The sequence below is a fragment of the Massilia litorea genome (assembly GCF_015101885.1).
GTDB lineage: Bacteria > Pseudomonadota > Gammaproteobacteria > Burkholderiales > Burkholderiaceae_D > Telluria > Telluria litorea.
Genome location: NZ_CP062941.1, coordinates 3,181,960 through 3,196,364 on the forward strand (window position 1 = coordinate 3,181,960; position 14,405 = coordinate 3,196,364).

Consider the following 14,405-nt stretch of genomic DNA (forward strand, 5'->3'; position numbering starts at 1 on the left):
CGCCAGCTCGTATCGTCTGCCTATCGACATCGCATTCCAAAAACCGAGGAGACCATCGTGGCAGAGAAAAAATTCGCATCCCAGGCCGACCTGGAAGAGAAGAAGACCAGCTTCATCAAGCTGTCCGACAATGCCTATGCCTACACCGCCGAGGGCGACCCGAACTCGGGCGTGATCATCGGCGACGACAGCGTGATGGTGATCGACACCACTGCGACCCCGCTGATGGCGCAGTCGCTCATCAGGCATATCCGCAGCGTGACCGACCTGCCGATCAAGTACGTCGTGCTGTCGCACTACCATGCCGTGCGCGTGCTGGGCGCCTCGGCCTACTTTGAAGAAGGCGCCGAGCAGATCATCGCCTCGAAGGGCACGTATGAACTGATCGTCGAGCGCGGCGAGCAGGACATGAAGTCCGAGATCGAGCGCTTCCCGCGCCTGTTCGCTGGTGTCGAATCGGTGCCGGGCCTGTCCTGGCCGACCATGGTCTTCGACAAGGAAATGACCATCTTCATGGGCAAGCTCGAAGTCAGGCTCGCCCACATCGGCATGGGGCACACCAAGGGCGACACCATCGCCTGGATCCCGTCGCAGAAGATCTGCTTCTCGGGCGACCTGGTCGAATACGGCGCGGCCGCCTACACCGGCGACGCCCAGCTCGAAGAATGGCCGGCGACCCTGGAAGCGCTGCGCGCGCTCGGCGCCGAGAAACTCGTTCCCGGCCGCGGCGAAGCGCTGGTGACGCCGCAGCAGGTCAACGAAGGCATCGACTACACCAGGGACTTCGTCACCACGCTGCTCTCCAGCGCGAAAGAGGCCGTGGCCCGGAGCATGTCGCTGAAGGAAGCGATGGCCCATGTGCGCAGCAAGATGGACCCGAAGTTCAGCCAGGTCTTCATCTACGAGCACTGCCTGCCCTTCGACGTGACGCGCGCCTACGACGAGGCCAAAGGCATCAAGCATCCGCGCATCTGGACCGCGGAACGGGACCAGGAAATGTGGCATTCGCTGCAGGCCTGAGCAGGCCATCCACGCTTCCGGACCGATCATGGACATCGACTACCAGGGCTGCGAATTCGCGTACACGCCGGGCAGCGGGCGTCAGGGAGGCCGCCATCCAGTCGCCGTGGTCGGCGCCGGGCCGGTGGGCCTGGCCACCGCCATCGACCTGGCGCAAAGCGGCGTGCCGGTCGTGCTGCTCGACGACGACAACAAACTGTCGAGCGGTTCGCGCGCCATCTGCTTTTCCAAGCGCACCCTCGAGGTGTTCGACCGCCTCGGCTGCGGCCAGCGCATGGCCGATAAAGGCGTCAGCTGGCACGTCGGCCGCATCTTCCACCGCGACCAGGAGGTCTACAGCTTCGACCTGCTGCCCGAGGAAGGCCACCAGCGTCCGGCCTTCGTGAACCTGCAGCAGTACTATGTCGAGGGCTACCTGCACGAACGCGCGCAGGAACTGCCGAACCTCGACCTGCGCTGGCGTTCGCGCGTCAGCGGCCTGGTCCAGCATCAGGACCATGTGGCGCTGACGGTCGACACCCCGGAAGGCGAGTACCTGCTGGAGGCCGCCTACGTGGTCGCCGCCGACGGCGGCAAGAGCACGGTGCGCAGCCTGATGGGCCTGGAGAGCCATGGCCGCAGCTTCCGCGACCGCTTCCTGATCGCGGACGTGAAGATGACGGCCGACTTCCCGGCCGAGCGCTGGTTCTGGTTCGACCCGCCATTTCACCGCGGCCAGTCGGTGCTGCTGCACCGCCAGCCGGACAATATCTGGCGCATCGACTTCCAGCTCGGCTGGGACGCCGATCCGGTGGCGGAAAAGGCGCCCGAGCGCGTCATCCCGCGCATCGAGGCGCTGCTGGGAAAGGACGCCCGGTTCGAACTCGAATGGGTCAGCATCTACACCTTCTGCTGCCTGCGCATGGACGAATTCCGCCACGGCCGCGTGTTGTTCGCCGGCGACGCGGCGCACGGCGTCTCGCCCTTCGGCGCACGCGGCGCCAACAGCGGCGTGCAGGATGCCGACAACCTGGCCTGGAAACTGCGCCTCGTCGTCGAAGGCAAGGCCCCGGACACGCTGCTCGACAGCTATGCCCGTGAACGCGAATACGCGGCCGACGAGAACATCCTGAACTCGACCCGCTCGACCGACTTCATCACCCCGAAGAGCGAAGCGAGCCGGCTGTTCCGGGACGCCGTGCTGCAACTGGCGAAAGACCAGCCCTTCGCCCGCAAGCTGGTCAACAGCGGGCGCCTGTCGACGCCCTCGACCTACATCGATTCGGCGCTCAACACGCCCGACCTCGACGGCTTCGCCAAAGGCTTGCGTCCCGGCGCGGCGGCGGCGGACGCACCGCTCATGTACCAGGGCCAGCCCGACTGGCTGCTGCGCCACACGGGCGGCAGCTTCACCGGCATCTACTTTGCCGGCGGCCTGCGCGATGCCGAGGTCTTCGCGCAGGCCGAGGCACTCGCGAACGAAGCCATCGCCCTGCGCACCCTGGTCGTCGCACCAATGGGGCAGGGCGGTGCCGGCATGTTCGAAGACAGCGCAGGCCTGTTCGCGGCGCGCTACGACGCCACGCCCGGCAGCTTTTATCTGCTCCGTCCCGACCAGCACGTCTGTGCGCGCTGGCGCAGTTTCAACCCGCAGGCAGTGCGCGCCGCCGTGGCCCGCGCCAGCGGCAACACGGCCGCAGCGCGCTGCGCCGGACAAGCCGCCTTCCAGATGGAGCACGCATGAACGCCCGATTGAATGTCGAACCGAACCTGCCCGAACCCGACACCTTCTACGAGATGCTGGTCGATACCCACCAGGATTTGACTGACGAGCAAAGCAGGATGCTCAACGCCCAGCTGGTCCTGCTGCTGTCGAACCATATCGGGGACATCGACGTATTGCGCGAAGCCTGCGCGATTGCGCGCGCCAACGCGGCGCAGGCCTAGCCGCGCGCCACGGACCGGCGGGCCGGAGGTAAGCTCATTTGTTCAAATGAACCCATGCCCACCGGGCGAGGAGGAACCGTGAACCAGATGAACTTCCAGGAATGTATCGACGCCTGCGAGGCCTGCGCTGCCGCCTGCGACCGCTGCGCTGCCGCCTGCCTGCGCGAAGAAGACGTCAAGATGATGGCCGGCTGCATTGCGCACGACATCGATTGTTCCCAGCTTTGCCGCCTGGCGGCCGGATTCATGGCGCGCTCGAGTCCCTTTGCGCGGGAGTTGTGCCGCCTGTGCGCGGAGGTCTGCGCGGCCTGCGCGCAGGAGTGCGGGCAGCACGATGCGCAGCATTGCAAGGAATGCGCCGCGGCCTGCCGGCGCTGCGCCGACGCCTGCCGCGCGATGGCGGGAGCCGCGTAGGGTGGGCGGCTCTGCCTGGGCCTGTGATCATCGATAGCGTCAATGCCGCCCACGCGTTCAGCCAGCCCAGGAAACCTCGCGGCGGAGCTGGCGTGCGTTGAACGTGTGGGCGGCCCCACCCTGCGAACACCGCAGGCAAACCGCAGTCCCGTCAGCCCGCCTTGTCCAGATTCCCCAGCGCGCGCGCCAGGAAGCCGGCGAACTGCGTCATCTCGGCTTTGCTGAAACCGGCAAACGCACTGACCAGTTTCGTCGACACCTCGGGCAGCACCTGCTCGATCAGCGCGCGTCCCTCCGGGCGCAGGGTGATCATGACGCTGCGGCGGTCGCCCGCGCGCGTGCCCCGTTCGATCAGTCCGCGCGCGGCGAGGTCGTCGCAGACCCGGGTCAGGTTGGCGGGTTTTTCGTGGCAGGCCTCGCTCAGCTCCGATGCGGTCGAGGTTTCGTCGAGGCTGCCGTACAGGATCGCCAGCACGATATAGCCGGTGTCGGCCAGGTCATGCGGCTTGAGCGCGGCGTTGGTGCGGTCGCGCAGGCGCTTCTGCAGATGGTGGTTCAGGCGCACCAGCAAGATCGGCTCGTACGGAAAGCCCGGGACCCGGGCTTCGATGTTGCGCAATCGTTTTTCCGTTGGCTCGAACTCGCTCATGAACGCTCCCGCTTGAATTAGCAAATTGTAACGGGCAGATTGTAACCGTCCCGGCTGCGCAGCGGTAGAGCGCTGCGGCCGGAGAAGCGCGCACGGATCGATCAACGGGTCGAATCGGCACCTTTGCCGCTGCGTGCGGCAACATCGGACTCCTGGTGACCGTCGGTCATCAGCGCGACGGCAGGCCTGGCGCTGGCGGCAGGGGCGCTGGCGGTGTTGCGGGCTACGCTGGCCGTCGACTTGCTGTCGTAGTCTTCCTGATGGCCGTCGGTCATGACGAGGCCGGCCGGGTTGGCGATTTTCACCCAGTTCGGATACACGTAATCGGCTTCCGATGGCGGATAGCTGCCGTCCTTGCGCGCCTGTTCGAGTTCGGCGACGACACGGGCGCGGACCGGATCGGTCGATGCCGGTTGGGCGAAAGCGCTGCCGGCGAGCAGGGTGGCGAGGAGGGCGGGGACGAGGTATTTGGCAGACATGGAAGGCTCCTGAAAATTCGGTAATTCAGCGCAAGGATTTGCGCGATGAATCTATTTTACTCCTGAATAGTTCATTTGTGTATTAACGCGCGAATTTTCGGGTTTGTGCGGTGTGCGCGGCCGTGCCCGCAGGTGTTCGTGGTGGGGGTAATGCGCAGGAAGATGGGCGGCGCGGGATCGGGCCGCCCTGTGGAGACTGGCGAATGGATGAGTGCGTAACGCGTAGGGTCCTTGCGGCCAATGGCCGCAAGGACCCTACGTTACGCGGCGGCCAACGAAATCTACTGGCAGCTGAAGTTTGCTGCGTCCTCGATGCTGCCGGTGCCCTTGTAGCGTGCCACCTTCGGATAGGCGCACAGGGGCCGGGTACGGTTGGCCGCCCAGGTGGCCGGCACGTCCGCGTTGACGCCGCCGGCGTTGCCGGCGCCGCGCACGCTGGCCGTCACGCTGTCCGGCGCCTGGCCCTTTTCGACCCAGTTCACCAGCGGCGTCAGCATGTCGAACTGGTCGGCGGCGGGACCGCCCGAGCAGTGGTTCATGCCCGGCACCGGGAAGAAGCGCGCGAAGTTCGAGGCGTCGGATCCGTTGGCGGCGCGCAGCTGCTCGTACCAGACCGTGGTGTCGTTGCTCGAGAAGATAGGGTCGCTGGTGCCGTGATAGACCATCATCTTGGCGCCGCGGTTCTTCAGCGTCGACAGGTTGCCCGGGTTCGGCGGCGTCATGAACGACAGTGCGTTCTCCGGATACGTCGAGCTGGTGGCGTTGATGCGCGCCAGCAGGCTGTCCAGGTTGGCGTTCAGGACGAAGTCGCGGCCGTTGAAGGTGGCCCGGTCGGCGGGCGGCACCGACCAGATGAAGGCGGCCGCACCCGAATCGCGGTCGATCGGCGAGGCGAATTTCCACGACGCCCAGCCGGCCGTGGCCAGGCCCGCATCCCAGGGGAAGCTGGTGTAGATGGTGGCGCCGCTTTCGGTCTTCGCTCCGGCGAACAGGCCCCCGATCGCCGTCTTCTGCGCCGCGCTCAGGCAGGTACCGTCGCGCGTGCCGGAGCAGGTCGGCACGTCGCGATTCAGGTCGAAGGCTTTCTGGCAGGCCGCCGTGTCCTGCACCAGGCCGTCGGCGCTGCCGTCGAGCGCATCGCATTTGCCCAGCACCGCGTTCGAGACCAGCGCCCGTTCGGCCTGGGTGAAGCCGGTCGTGAGGTCGCCCGGCGTCGAGGCCAGCGCGGCATAGGTCTTGCCGCCGGCGATGTTCGCGATCGCGGCCAGCGGCAGGCGGTAGCCCGGGTTCCCGACCAGGAAGCCGTCGTACTGGTCGGCGTAGCGCGCCGCCGCCACCATGGCGTGGCGTCCGCCGTTCGAGCAGCCGCCGATGTACGAGCGGTCCGGACCCTTGCCGTAGGCGGCCTGGATGATGTTCTTCGCCATCGGCGTCAGCTTGCCGACTGCGGCGTAGCCGTAATCGAGGCGCGCCTGCGGATCGACGCCGAAGAAGGGCGTCGGCGCCTGGTGGCCGGCGTCCGAACTGATGACGGCAAAACCGAGGTTCAGCGCGTTCTCGAGCGGTCCGCCGCCGCCCACCGGCCCGGTCGCGGTGACGACGCTGCCGTCGACGCCGCCGTTGGCCTGGTAGAAGAAGCGGCCGTTCCAATTGGCTGGCAGGCGCATCTCGAAGCCGATCGCATAGGCCTGGCCGTCGACCGGGCTGGTACGGCGGGCCAACTGGCCGGTGACGAGGCAGTGCTCGCCGATCGGTTTGCCGGCGATCGTCAAGCTGCCCGCCGGGATCGAGGTGGCGCCGGTGATCACGGTTTCGGGATAGGTGATGCGGGTCGCCAGTTCCGCGCAGGCGCCGAGCGTGGCGCCGACGGCCGGCGCGAGTTGCGGCAGCGGCGCCGCCTGGACCGGCGGGACAGGGGCGATGATGGGGCCGTGGTCGTTGTCGCTGTTGTTGCTGCAGCCCGCCAGGGCGAGGGCGGCAAGGCTTGTTGCGGTGGCGATTTTCAAAGCGTTCATGCGTGCGTACTCCTCTGCAAAAAAACAGATGGGGAACATCAGGATGGGGTGCGCAGGGCCGGGGCAGCCGGCCCTGCGATGCTGACTACGGAACCGGGACTCAGTCCGGCATCACGTCCTTGAGGGTGCCGATCGGCTGGTTGACCAGCTTGCCGTTCACGCGCTTGACCTCGCGGATGTACATGTTCTGCACGATGTCGCGGGTCTTCGGATCGATGCTGATCGGGCCGCGCGGGCTGTTCCACTTCATGCCCGAGAGGGTCTTGACGGCGGCGTCGCCGGTGACATTCCCGTTCAGCTTCTTGATGGTCTCGTAGATCATGCCCATCGTGTCGTACGCGGCGACGGTCACGAAAGTCGGAGGCTTGCTGTTCGGATTGGCGTCCGCATAGGCCTTCAGGAAGGTTTTGTTGGCGTCGTTGTCCAGCGCCGTCGAGTAATTCAGGACGGTCACCGCACCCAGCGCGCGCTCGCCCAGGGCCTCCAGGGTCGGCGAGTCGCTCGTCATGTCGCCCACGCCGAGGAACTTGATGCCGGCCTTGTCCAGGCCCTTGTCGCTGTAGGCTTTCAGCAGGCCGATGCCGTCTTCCACGCCGGGCGCGAAGAAGAACAGGGCATCCGGCTTCTCGTCCTTCACGCGCTGCACGAAGGGCGAGTAGTCGGGATTGGCCAGCGGCGTACGCGCCGAGCCGACGATCTTGCCGCCGCCTTCAGTAAAACCCTTGGCGAACAGTTTTTCGGCGTCGTGCCCCGTGCTGTAGTCGGAGACCAGCGAATACACGCGGCCGATCTTGTTCTGCGCGGTCCAGGTGCCGAAAGGTTCGGTCATCTGCTGCATCGTCATCGAGGTGCGCAGCATATAGGGCGACTTCGCCGTGATGCCGGTCGTGACGGCGTTCATGACGATCATCGGCACCTTGCCCTGCGTCGCCACCGGCGCCACCGCGAGCGCGCTCGGCGTCAAGGAAAAGCCGACCAGGAAGCTGACCTTCTCGCGCCCGATCAGCTCCTGGGCCGCGCGCTTGGAGAGTTCGACGTTGCTGCCGCCGTCGTCGCGGTAGATGATCTGGATCTTCTTGCCGGCGACGGTGTCGCCATTCGCCTTCATCCAGGTCTTGATGCCGTCCTCGAAAGGCTTGCCGATGTTGACGAAGGGTCCGGTCAGGGCGGCGATGACGCCGATCTTGATGGTGTCCTGCGCCAACGCGCTGCTGCTCGCGAAGGGAAGGATGGCCAGGGTCATGCAGGCGAGGGTCTTGAGTTTCATGCTGTCTCCTTGTCGTTTTAAGTTTTATGCTGCGGTTTTAAGCTGCAACGATTACGCTTGAATCCGTTCCGTCGTACATCGCATCGACCAGGGCCGCGCGCCGCTGCAACACCGCCGCCTGGTTGATCGAACCCTTGTCGGTCTGCTCGCGCGCATCGATCGAAGGCGGTTCGGCGAGCAGCAGCATGCGTTCGATCCGGGTCGAGGAGCCGGTGGCATTCACGTTCAACGTCTCGAGCAGCTGCCCGAAGAAGGCGCGCACCGGCGTACTGGCCAGTACCTCGGCCGCCGGCGTCCCGGCCGGCAGCGTCGACAGCGCCAGGCAGTTGTCCATGCGCGGGAAGATCATCAACCCGATCGCGTGCCGGTCCAGCCCCGTGACGACGGCGTCCTGCACATAGGGCGCGCCCTGGCTGATGACGCGCGCCCGCAGCGGTCCGACGCTCACGAAAGTGCCCGAGCTGAGCTTGAAGTCCTCGGCGATGCGCCCGTCGAACATGAAGCCCAGTTCCGGCTTGCTCTCGTCGACGAAGCGCAGGGCGTCGCCGGTGCAGTAATAGCCGTCGGCATCGAAGGCCTCGCTGGTGAGGTGCGGCGCGCGCCAGTAGCCGGGCGTGACGTGCGGGCCGTGGAAGCGCGCTTCCAGCTTGCCGTTGGTCGGCACCAGTTTGACTTTGCAGCCCGGCGCCGGCACGCCGACATAGCCGGCGCGGCTGATCGGCCCGGTGCCGAAGGTGCAGGAAGGCGAGGTCTCCGTCATGCCCAGGCCGGTCATGATGCGGATCGATTCGCCGCAGCGTTTGAGCGCCACCTCGTCCAGGTGCTCCCAGGCCGCCTGCGACAGGCCGGCGCCGGCGCAGAAGAACAGCTTGACGCGCGAGAAGAAGGTCTGCGCCAGCTGGTCGTCGGTCTCCAGCGCTTCGGCCAGCATCTCCCAGGCGACCGGGATATTGAAATAGACCGTCGGCGCGATCTCGCGCAGGTTGCGCAGGGTGCCGGCGAAGTCCTTCGGCGTCGGGCGGCCGTCGTCGAGGTAGAGGGTGCCGCCGTTGTACAGCACGATGCCGACGTTGTGGCTGCCGCCGAAGGTGTGGTTCCAGGGCAGCCAGTCGAGCAGCACCGGCGGTTCCTCGCCGAAGAAGGGGAAGGTCTGCAGCAGCATCTGCTGGTTCGAGCAGAGCATCTGGTGGGTCGTGATGACCGCCTTCGGCTTCTTGGTCGAGCCCGAGGTGAACAGGAACTTGGCGATGGTCGCCGGGCCGACTTGCGCGTTGCGCGCGTCGATCGTGGTCGGTTCGGTGGCGAGCAGGGAGTCGAAGCTGGTGGCCGTGTGGCCCGGCACCTCGCCGCGCGCCAGGATCAGTTCCGCGTCATGGGGCAGCACGGCTTCGAGGGCGCGTGCAAACGCCGTGCCGTCGCAGGCAAAGACGGCGCCCGGCGTCAGCTGTTCGATCAGGTCGCGCAGCTTGGCCGGGTCGGTCGCCACCAGGGAATAGGCCGGCGACAGCGGCGAGTAGGGAACGCCGGCATACATCGCGCCGAGCGCGAGCTGGAAGTGCTCCAGGTCGTTCCCGGACACGATGACCAGCGGACGCTCCTCCGACAACCCGCGATCAGACAGCGCCTGGCCGATGCGGCGCACCTTGTCCAGCACGTCCGCATACGACAGGCGGATCCACTCGCCATCCGGCCCGCGGCGCGCGACCAGCGTGCGCTCGGGGTGTTCCCGCGCGCCCGAGACCAGGCGGTCCGTGAAGCGCGCGGGGAAGGGCGCCAGCGGGGTCACGGCGTCGACATGCCAGACGCCGTCTTCCTGCCAGGCCTTGACCTCGGGGTTGCCGAGGGCGACCGCGCGCCGCTTCCCGCCGCCTGCCGGGCTTGAAACTTCAGTCATCACGGCCTCCTCAGATCGGGAAGTGGCGCGGCGTCGTCTGGACCGTGATCCAGCGCAGGTCGGTGAACTCGGCGATCGCCGCCTTGCCGCCGAAGCGCCCGTAGCCGCTGCCCTTCACGCCGCCGAAAGGCATCTGCGCCTCGTCGTGCACGGTCGGCCCGTTGATGTGGCAGATGCCCGACTCGATGCGCTGGGCGACCGCCATCGCGCGGCCGATGTCGCGCGAGAACACGGCCGAGGACAGGCCGTATTCGCTGTCGTTGGCCATCCGGATCGCTTCCTCGTCGGAGTCGAAGCGCAGCACCGAGACGATCGGCCCGAAGGACTCTTCCTGGTAGACCAGCATCTCGGGCGTGACGTCGTCGACGATTGCCGGCTGCATGATGTTCCCTTCGACGCTGGTGCCCGACTGCGTGACCCTGGCGCCGCGTGCGCGTGCATCCTGCAGCATGTTTTCGACACGCGCCGCCGCGCTCGGGTCGACCATGCCGGCCAGCGGCGCGTCCGAACGCGCGGCCTTCAGGGTCGCGGTCTTGGCGGCCAGCTTTTCGACAAAGGCGGGGGCGATCTTGCGGTCGACCAGGATGCGGTCGGCCGACATGCAGATCTGCCCCTGGTTGAAGAAGGCGGAAAAGGCCGCCGCTTCCACGGCCGCATCGAGGTCGGCGTCGTCCAGCACGACGACCGGATTCTTGCCGCCCAATTCGAGCAGCACCGGTTTCAGGTAGCGTGCCGCCGTCTGCGCGATGATCTTGCCGACCTTGGTCGAGCCGGTGAAGTTCACGCGGCGCACGGCCGGGGCGGCGATCAGGCGTTCGACGACTTGCGCGGCGTCGTCCGGCGCATTGGTGATGACGTTGACCACGCCTTCCGGGAAGCCGGCGTCCACGAACACCTGGCCGATCAGGCGGTGCAGGGCCGGGCACAGCTCGGACGCTTTCAGGATCACGGTATTGCCGCAGGCGAGCGGCATGGCGACCGCGCGCGTGCCGAGGATGATCGGCGCATTCCAGGGTGCGATGCCGACCACCACGCCGCAGGCCTGGCGCACGCCCATCGCGAGCGAGCCGGGTACGTCGGACGGAATGACTTCGCCGGCGATCTGGGTCGTCATGGAGGCCGCTTCGCGCAGCATGTTCGCCGCCAGCGTCACGTTGAACTGGTACCACATCGGCGCACCGCCGCACTCGGCGACGGCGGCTTCGACGAACTGGCCGCGCAGCGCTTCCATCTTGTCGGCCGCTTTCAGCAGCAGCGTGCGCCGTGCGCCCGGCGCCATGGCCGACCAGGCCGGGAAGGCCGCCTGCGCGGCTTGCACCGCGGCGTCGACGTCGTCGAGCGTGGCGGCGGCGGCGCGGCTGGCGACTTCGCCGGTGGCGGGATTGCGGCGCTCGAAACTGGCGCCATTCGATGCGGGACGGGCCTGGCCGTTCAACAGCAGTTCTGCTTGGAACATCAGAGGTCTCCTCTATGTCGATTGGAAAGGGGCGGCTACCTCGGAAACCGGGTGCCGCCTCCGTTTTTATTCTCTTACTGTCTTATTGTCTTACGCGTCGCTTTTTGGACGCTTGTAGGTCTGCAGGCCCGGCTTGATCGTCTTATCGTCCAGGAACTGCTTGAGGCCTTCCTTGCGGCCCTTTTCCGGATCGCGCTGGTTCGACTGGTCGGTCTTGGCGTACAGGTAGTCCTCGCCTTGCTCCCAGGTCAGTTCGCGGCAGCGCTTGAAACCGATCTTCGCATAGCGCAGCACGACTGGATTCTTTTCCAGCAGTTTATTCGCCAGCTCGATGACGGCTTCGCGCAGCTGCTCCTTCGGCACGCTCTTGTTGATCAGGCCCATGCTTGCTGCTTCCTTGCCGGTGAAGGTGTCGCCGGTCATGATGTAGTGCAGCGCCTGGCGGTGGCCCATGGTATCGGCCACGGCCTTGCTGACCAGGTTGCCCGGCGGGATGCCCCAGTTCACTTCCGACAGGCCGAACACGGCGTCGTCGGCGGCAATCGCCAGGTCGCAGGCGACCAGCGGAGAAAACGCGCCGCCGAAGCACCAGCCGTTGACCATGGCGATGGTCGCCTTGCTGTACATGCGCAGCAGCTTCCACTGCCATTGCGAGCAGTCGCGCCGCATGCGTTCCTGCATGATTTCCGGCTTGCCGTCGGTCTCGCGGAAGTATTCCTTCAAGTCCATCCCCGCGGTCCAGGCGTCGCCGGCGCCGGTCAGCACGACCACTTGCGCGTCGTCGTCGAGCTCGAGGGTTTCGAGCACGTCGATCATCTCGCGGTTCAGCGTCGGGCTCATCGCATTGCGCTTTTCCGGACGGTTCAGGGTGATCCAGCCGATACCGTTCTCCACATCGACCTTGACGGTCTTCCAGCGCGCTTCGTATTTGGACATAATGTCTCCTCGTCGTAAGTTTTATTTATCAGGCTGCCTGATATGTGACTTATACTATTCGGACCTGATTCGCTTTGCAAGCACCTTTTTCATGACGACTTCAAAAAAACTTTCGGCAGCGAGCCCAGCCGCATCCGCCGCCGCCAAACCGATGGGCCTGGCCTACCTGGTGGGCCGCCTCGACCATGTGCTGAACCAGCGCCTGCGCGACAGCCTGGCGCCCGCCGGGCTCTCCGTGCCGCAATACACGGCGCTGTCCGTCTTCCGGGCGCACGGCTCCCTGTCGAACGCCCAGCTCGCCACACGGACGATGATTTCGCCGCAGTCGGCCAACGAGATGGTCAAGCAGATGGAAGCGAAGGGCTGGATTGCGCGCACGCCCGATCCGGCGCATGGGCGGATCATCCAGATCAGTTTGACGGCAAGCGGGGAGGCGGTGCTGGGGGAGTGCGATGCGAAGGTGGCGGAGGTGGAGCGGACCATGTTTCCGGAGCTCGATGAAGCGGGGAGGGTGGAGATGCTGGGGCAGTTGAGGGGCGCGGTGAGGGCCTTGAGCATGCAGGGGATTTGACGCCACGCGCCACCTGTTGGTACAGATGACGCACTTGCCCGACTTTTCAGGCCGGCCTGCCGGTTCAGGAGTAGACTGAAGTTCTCACCTCGCATGCTGTTGACGGCACCATCCGCATTCATACCGGAAAGGACCGATCGTGATCGTCGTCTACAAATACGGCTACCCACCCGGCACGGCGACGCCCGATATCAGCCCTTTCGTCGTCAAGCTCGAAACCTGGCTGCGCATGTCCGGCATCCCCTATGAAACCCGCACCGGCACCCGCCGCGACATGCCGAAAGCCAAGTTGCCATCCGCGCGCGTGGATGGGCAGCTGATCGCCGACTCGTCCTTCATCATCGCTCACCTCCAGCAGCATGACCCGCGCGCGCTGCGCGACACCCATCTCAGTGCCTTGCAACAAGCCCAGGCCGAGGCGATCAAAGCCCTGGCCGAAAGCCAGCTGTATTTCGTCGGCTACTACTTCCGTTGGTGCGTTGCCGGGAATTTCGACCGTTACCGGCCCTTGCTGCTCGACTACGCCAGGCGCAGCGTGCCAGCCTGGCAGCGCCCCTTGCTGCCGCTGCTCGGGAATGTGGTCCTGTCCATGATCCGGCGCCAGAAGGCACGCCAGGCATGGGAGCAGGGCATGGGGCGCCACAGCGACGAAGAGGTGCTGGCCATCGGCCGCAGTGGGGTGCAGGCCTTGGCCACGCTGCTCGGGCAGCAGGATTACCTGTTCGGCGCGCTCCCGAGCACCGTCGACGCGAGCGTGTATGGCCAGTTGCACACACTCGTCAGGCATCCGTTTCCGGGGCCGCTGCAGGACTTCGCACTGGCGCAGGCGAACCTGATGGCCTACCACGACCGCATCGCGCAGCGCTACTGGGCATAGGGTCGGCGATGAGGCAGCGGCTCGACGTCGAGTTCGTATCCGGCCAGGAAGGCGAGCATTGCCGGGCCTGGCTGTACGAGCCTGAGGGAAAGGGCCCGTTTCCGGTCATCGTCATGGCGCACGGCCTGGGAGGCACGCGGGAAATGCGCCTGGATGCCTTCGCGGAGCGCTTTTCCGGCGCCGGCCATGCCTGCCTCGTCTTCGACTACCGTCACTTCGGGGCGAGCGATGGCCATCCCCGGCAATTGCTCGACATCGGCCGGCAGCTGCAGGACTGGTCTTCCGCCATCGCCTTCGTGCGGCAGCAGGAAAACTGCCGGGCCGACCAGGTCGTGCTGTGGGGAACGTCCTTCAGTGGCGGCCACGTGCTCGTTGCCGCGGCGGAGGACAGGCAGGTCGCTGCCGTCATTGCCCAGTGCCCATTCACTGACGGTATCGCATCCGCACTGGCCATGGACTGGCGCAGCAGCGTCAAGGTGACGGCCAAAGCCGTCTGCGACGTGCTCCGGTCGGCTGTGGGAATGTCGCCGCTGTTCGTGCCTGCCGCAGGTCCGCCGCGCTCCGCGGCGCTGATGACCGCGCCGGACGCGCAGCCCGGTTACCTGGCGCTGGTGCCCACGGAAACGCTCTTCGACAACCGGGTCGCCGCGCGCTGCGCGCTGGACATTATTCCCTACCGGCCGGGCCGCAGGGCGGCGCAGCTAACCTGTCCAGTGCTGTTCTGCATTTGTGAAGCCGACTCGGTCGCCCCGGCCGGGCCAGCCCTGCGTTATGCAGGAGAGGCGCCCGGCGCCGAGGTGCGCTTGTATGCGCACAGGCACTTCGATATCTATGTCGGCGCAGGCTTCGAGGAAGCCGTTGCCGACCAGCTCGCGTTTCTGCGGCGCTGCATTGCGTGACA

General features: G+C 66.3%; 14 protein-coding genes. 7 read left to right on the plus strand and 7 right to left on the minus strand.

The annotated features are described in order from the left end of the window. Positions 1-57: 57 nt before the first annotated feature. From LPB04_RS14275 to LPB04_RS14290, 4 genes are all read left to right on the plus strand, one after another. Entirely contained in the window at positions 58-1,020 is a 963-nt protein-coding gene (locus LPB04_RS14275; protein WP_193685206.1) for an MBL fold metallo-hydrolase, read from the plus strand. 28 nt (positions 1,021-1,048) lie between these two features. Beyond that, positions 1,049-2,743 carry an FAD-dependent oxidoreductase gene (locus LPB04_RS14280; RefSeq protein WP_193685207.1) on the plus strand — a complete coding sequence of 565 codons (1,695 nt, stop codon included), beginning with the start codon at positions 1,049-1,051 and terminating at the stop codon, positions 2,741-2,743. Further along, complete coding sequence (locus LPB04_RS14285) at positions 2,740-2,946, plus strand: DUF2783 domain-containing protein (protein ID WP_193685208.1); 207 nt, start codon at positions 2,740-2,742, stop codon at positions 2,944-2,946. Before LPB04_RS14280 ends, LPB04_RS14285 begins: the two co-directional genes overlap by 4 nt. 87 nt (positions 2,947-3,033) lie before the next feature. Then, entirely contained in the window at positions 3,034-3,360 is a 327-nt protein-coding gene (locus tag LPB04_RS14290) for a four-helix bundle copper-binding protein (RefSeq protein WP_227496750.1), read from the plus strand. A 151-nt stretch (positions 3,361-3,511) separates the two neighbouring features. On the opposite strand, the gene LPB04_RS14295 is transcribed toward LPB04_RS14290, so the two are convergent. The 7 genes from LPB04_RS14295 to LPB04_RS14325 form a co-directional block, all read right to left on the minus strand. After that, positions 3,512-4,009 carry a MarR family transcriptional regulator gene (locus LPB04_RS14295; protein ID WP_193685210.1) on the minus strand — a complete coding sequence of 166 codons (498 nt, stop codon included), beginning with the start codon at positions 4,007-4,009 and terminating at the stop codon, positions 3,512-3,514. A gap of 101 nt (positions 4,010-4,110) precedes the next feature. Further along, positions 4,111-4,488, minus strand: coding sequence for a DUF4148 domain-containing protein (locus tag LPB04_RS14300; RefSeq protein WP_193685211.1), 378 nt, complete (start codon positions 4,486-4,488; stop codon positions 4,111-4,113). A 281-nt stretch (positions 4,489-4,769) separates the two neighbouring features. Beyond that, on the minus strand, positions 4,770-6,503 hold the full coding sequence (locus LPB04_RS14305; RefSeq protein WP_193685212.1) for a tannase/feruloyl esterase family alpha/beta hydrolase: 1,734 nt from the start codon (positions 6,501-6,503) through the stop codon (positions 4,770-4,772). A 100-nt stretch (positions 6,504-6,603) separates the two neighbouring features. Then, on the minus strand, positions 6,604-7,770 hold the full coding sequence (locus tag LPB04_RS14310) for an ABC transporter substrate-binding protein (protein WP_193685213.1): 1,167 nt from the start codon (positions 7,768-7,770) through the stop codon (positions 6,604-6,606). Positions 7,771-7,807: 37 nt separating this feature from the next. Then, complete coding sequence (locus LPB04_RS14315) at positions 7,808-9,664, minus strand: feruloyl-CoA synthase (RefSeq protein ID WP_193685214.1); 1,857 nt, start codon at positions 9,662-9,664, stop codon at positions 7,808-7,810. A gap of 10 nt (positions 9,665-9,674) precedes the next feature. Further along, on the minus strand, positions 9,675-11,120 hold the full coding sequence (locus tag LPB04_RS14320; RefSeq protein WP_193685215.1) for an aldehyde dehydrogenase: 1,446 nt from the start codon (positions 11,118-11,120) through the stop codon (positions 9,675-9,677). A 90-nt stretch (positions 11,121-11,210) separates the two neighbouring features. Further along, positions 11,211-12,056: a p-hydroxycinnamoyl CoA hydratase/lyase gene (locus tag LPB04_RS14325; protein WP_193685216.1), complete on the minus strand. Its 846-nt coding sequence runs from the start codon at positions 12,054-12,056 to the stop codon at positions 11,211-11,213. Between the two features lie 91 nt (positions 12,057-12,147). Between LPB04_RS14325 and LPB04_RS14330 the strand changes: the two genes are divergently transcribed. The 3 genes from LPB04_RS14330 (at position 12,148) to LPB04_RS14340 (ending at position 14,403) form a co-directional block, all read left to right on the plus strand. Continuing rightward, positions 12,148-12,627, plus strand: coding sequence for a MarR family winged helix-turn-helix transcriptional regulator (locus LPB04_RS14330; RefSeq protein ID WP_193685217.1), 480 nt, complete (start codon positions 12,148-12,150; stop codon positions 12,625-12,627). Between the two features lie 139 nt (positions 12,628-12,766). Then, positions 12,767-13,504: a glutathione S-transferase C-terminal domain-containing protein gene (locus LPB04_RS14335; protein WP_227496412.1), complete on the plus strand. Its 738-nt coding sequence runs from the start codon at positions 12,767-12,769 to the stop codon at positions 13,502-13,504. Between the two features lie 8 nt (positions 13,505-13,512). Continuing rightward, a complete protein-coding gene (locus LPB04_RS14340; protein WP_193685218.1) occupies positions 13,513-14,403 on the plus strand; it encodes an alpha/beta hydrolase in 891 nt (296 codons plus the stop codon). Positions 14,404-14,405 lie beyond the last annotated feature (2 nt).

Bases quoted from the DNA above. Each gene is read 5' to 3' on its own strand.
- LPB04_RS14280 (WP_193685207.1), top strand. From the start codon at position 1,049: ATGGACATCGACTACCAGGGCTGCGAATTCGCGTACACGCCGGGCAGC.
- LPB04_RS14285 (WP_193685208.1), top strand. From the start codon at position 2,740: ATGAACGCCCGATTGAATGTCGAACCGAACCTGCCCGAACCCGACACC.
- LPB04_RS14290 (WP_227496750.1), top strand. From the start codon at position 3,034: ATGAACTTCCAGGAATGTATCGACGCCTGCGAGGCCTGCGCTGCCGCC.
- LPB04_RS14295 (WP_193685210.1), bottom strand. From the start codon at position 4,009: ATGAGCGAGTTCGAGCCAACGGAAAAACGATTGCGCAACATCGAAGCC.
- LPB04_RS14300 (WP_193685211.1), bottom strand. From the start codon at position 4,488: ATGTCTGCCAAATACCTCGTCCCCGCCCTCCTCGCCACCCTGCTCGCC.
- LPB04_RS14305 (WP_193685212.1), bottom strand. From the start codon at position 6,503: ATGAACGCTTTGAAAATCGCCACCGCAACAAGCCTTGCCGCCCTCGCC.
- LPB04_RS14310 (WP_193685213.1), bottom strand. From the start codon at position 7,770: ATGAAACTCAAGACCCTCGCCTGCATGACCCTGGCCATCCTTCCCTTC.
- LPB04_RS14315 (WP_193685214.1), bottom strand. From the start codon at position 9,664: ATGACTGAAGTTTCAAGCCCGGCAGGCGGCGGGAAGCGGCGCGCGGTC.
- LPB04_RS14320 (WP_193685215.1), bottom strand. From the start codon at position 11,120: ATGTTCCAAGCAGAACTGCTGTTGAACGGCCAGGCCCGTCCCGCATCG.
- LPB04_RS14325 (WP_193685216.1), bottom strand. From the start codon at position 12,056: ATGTCCAAATACGAAGCGCGCTGGAAGACCGTCAAGGTCGATGTGGAG.
- LPB04_RS14330 (WP_193685217.1), top strand. From the start codon at position 12,148: ATGACGACTTCAAAAAAACTTTCGGCAGCGAGCCCAGCCGCATCCGCC.
- LPB04_RS14340 (WP_193685218.1), top strand. From the start codon at position 13,513: ATGAGGCAGCGGCTCGACGTCGAGTTCGTATCCGGCCAGGAAGGCGAG.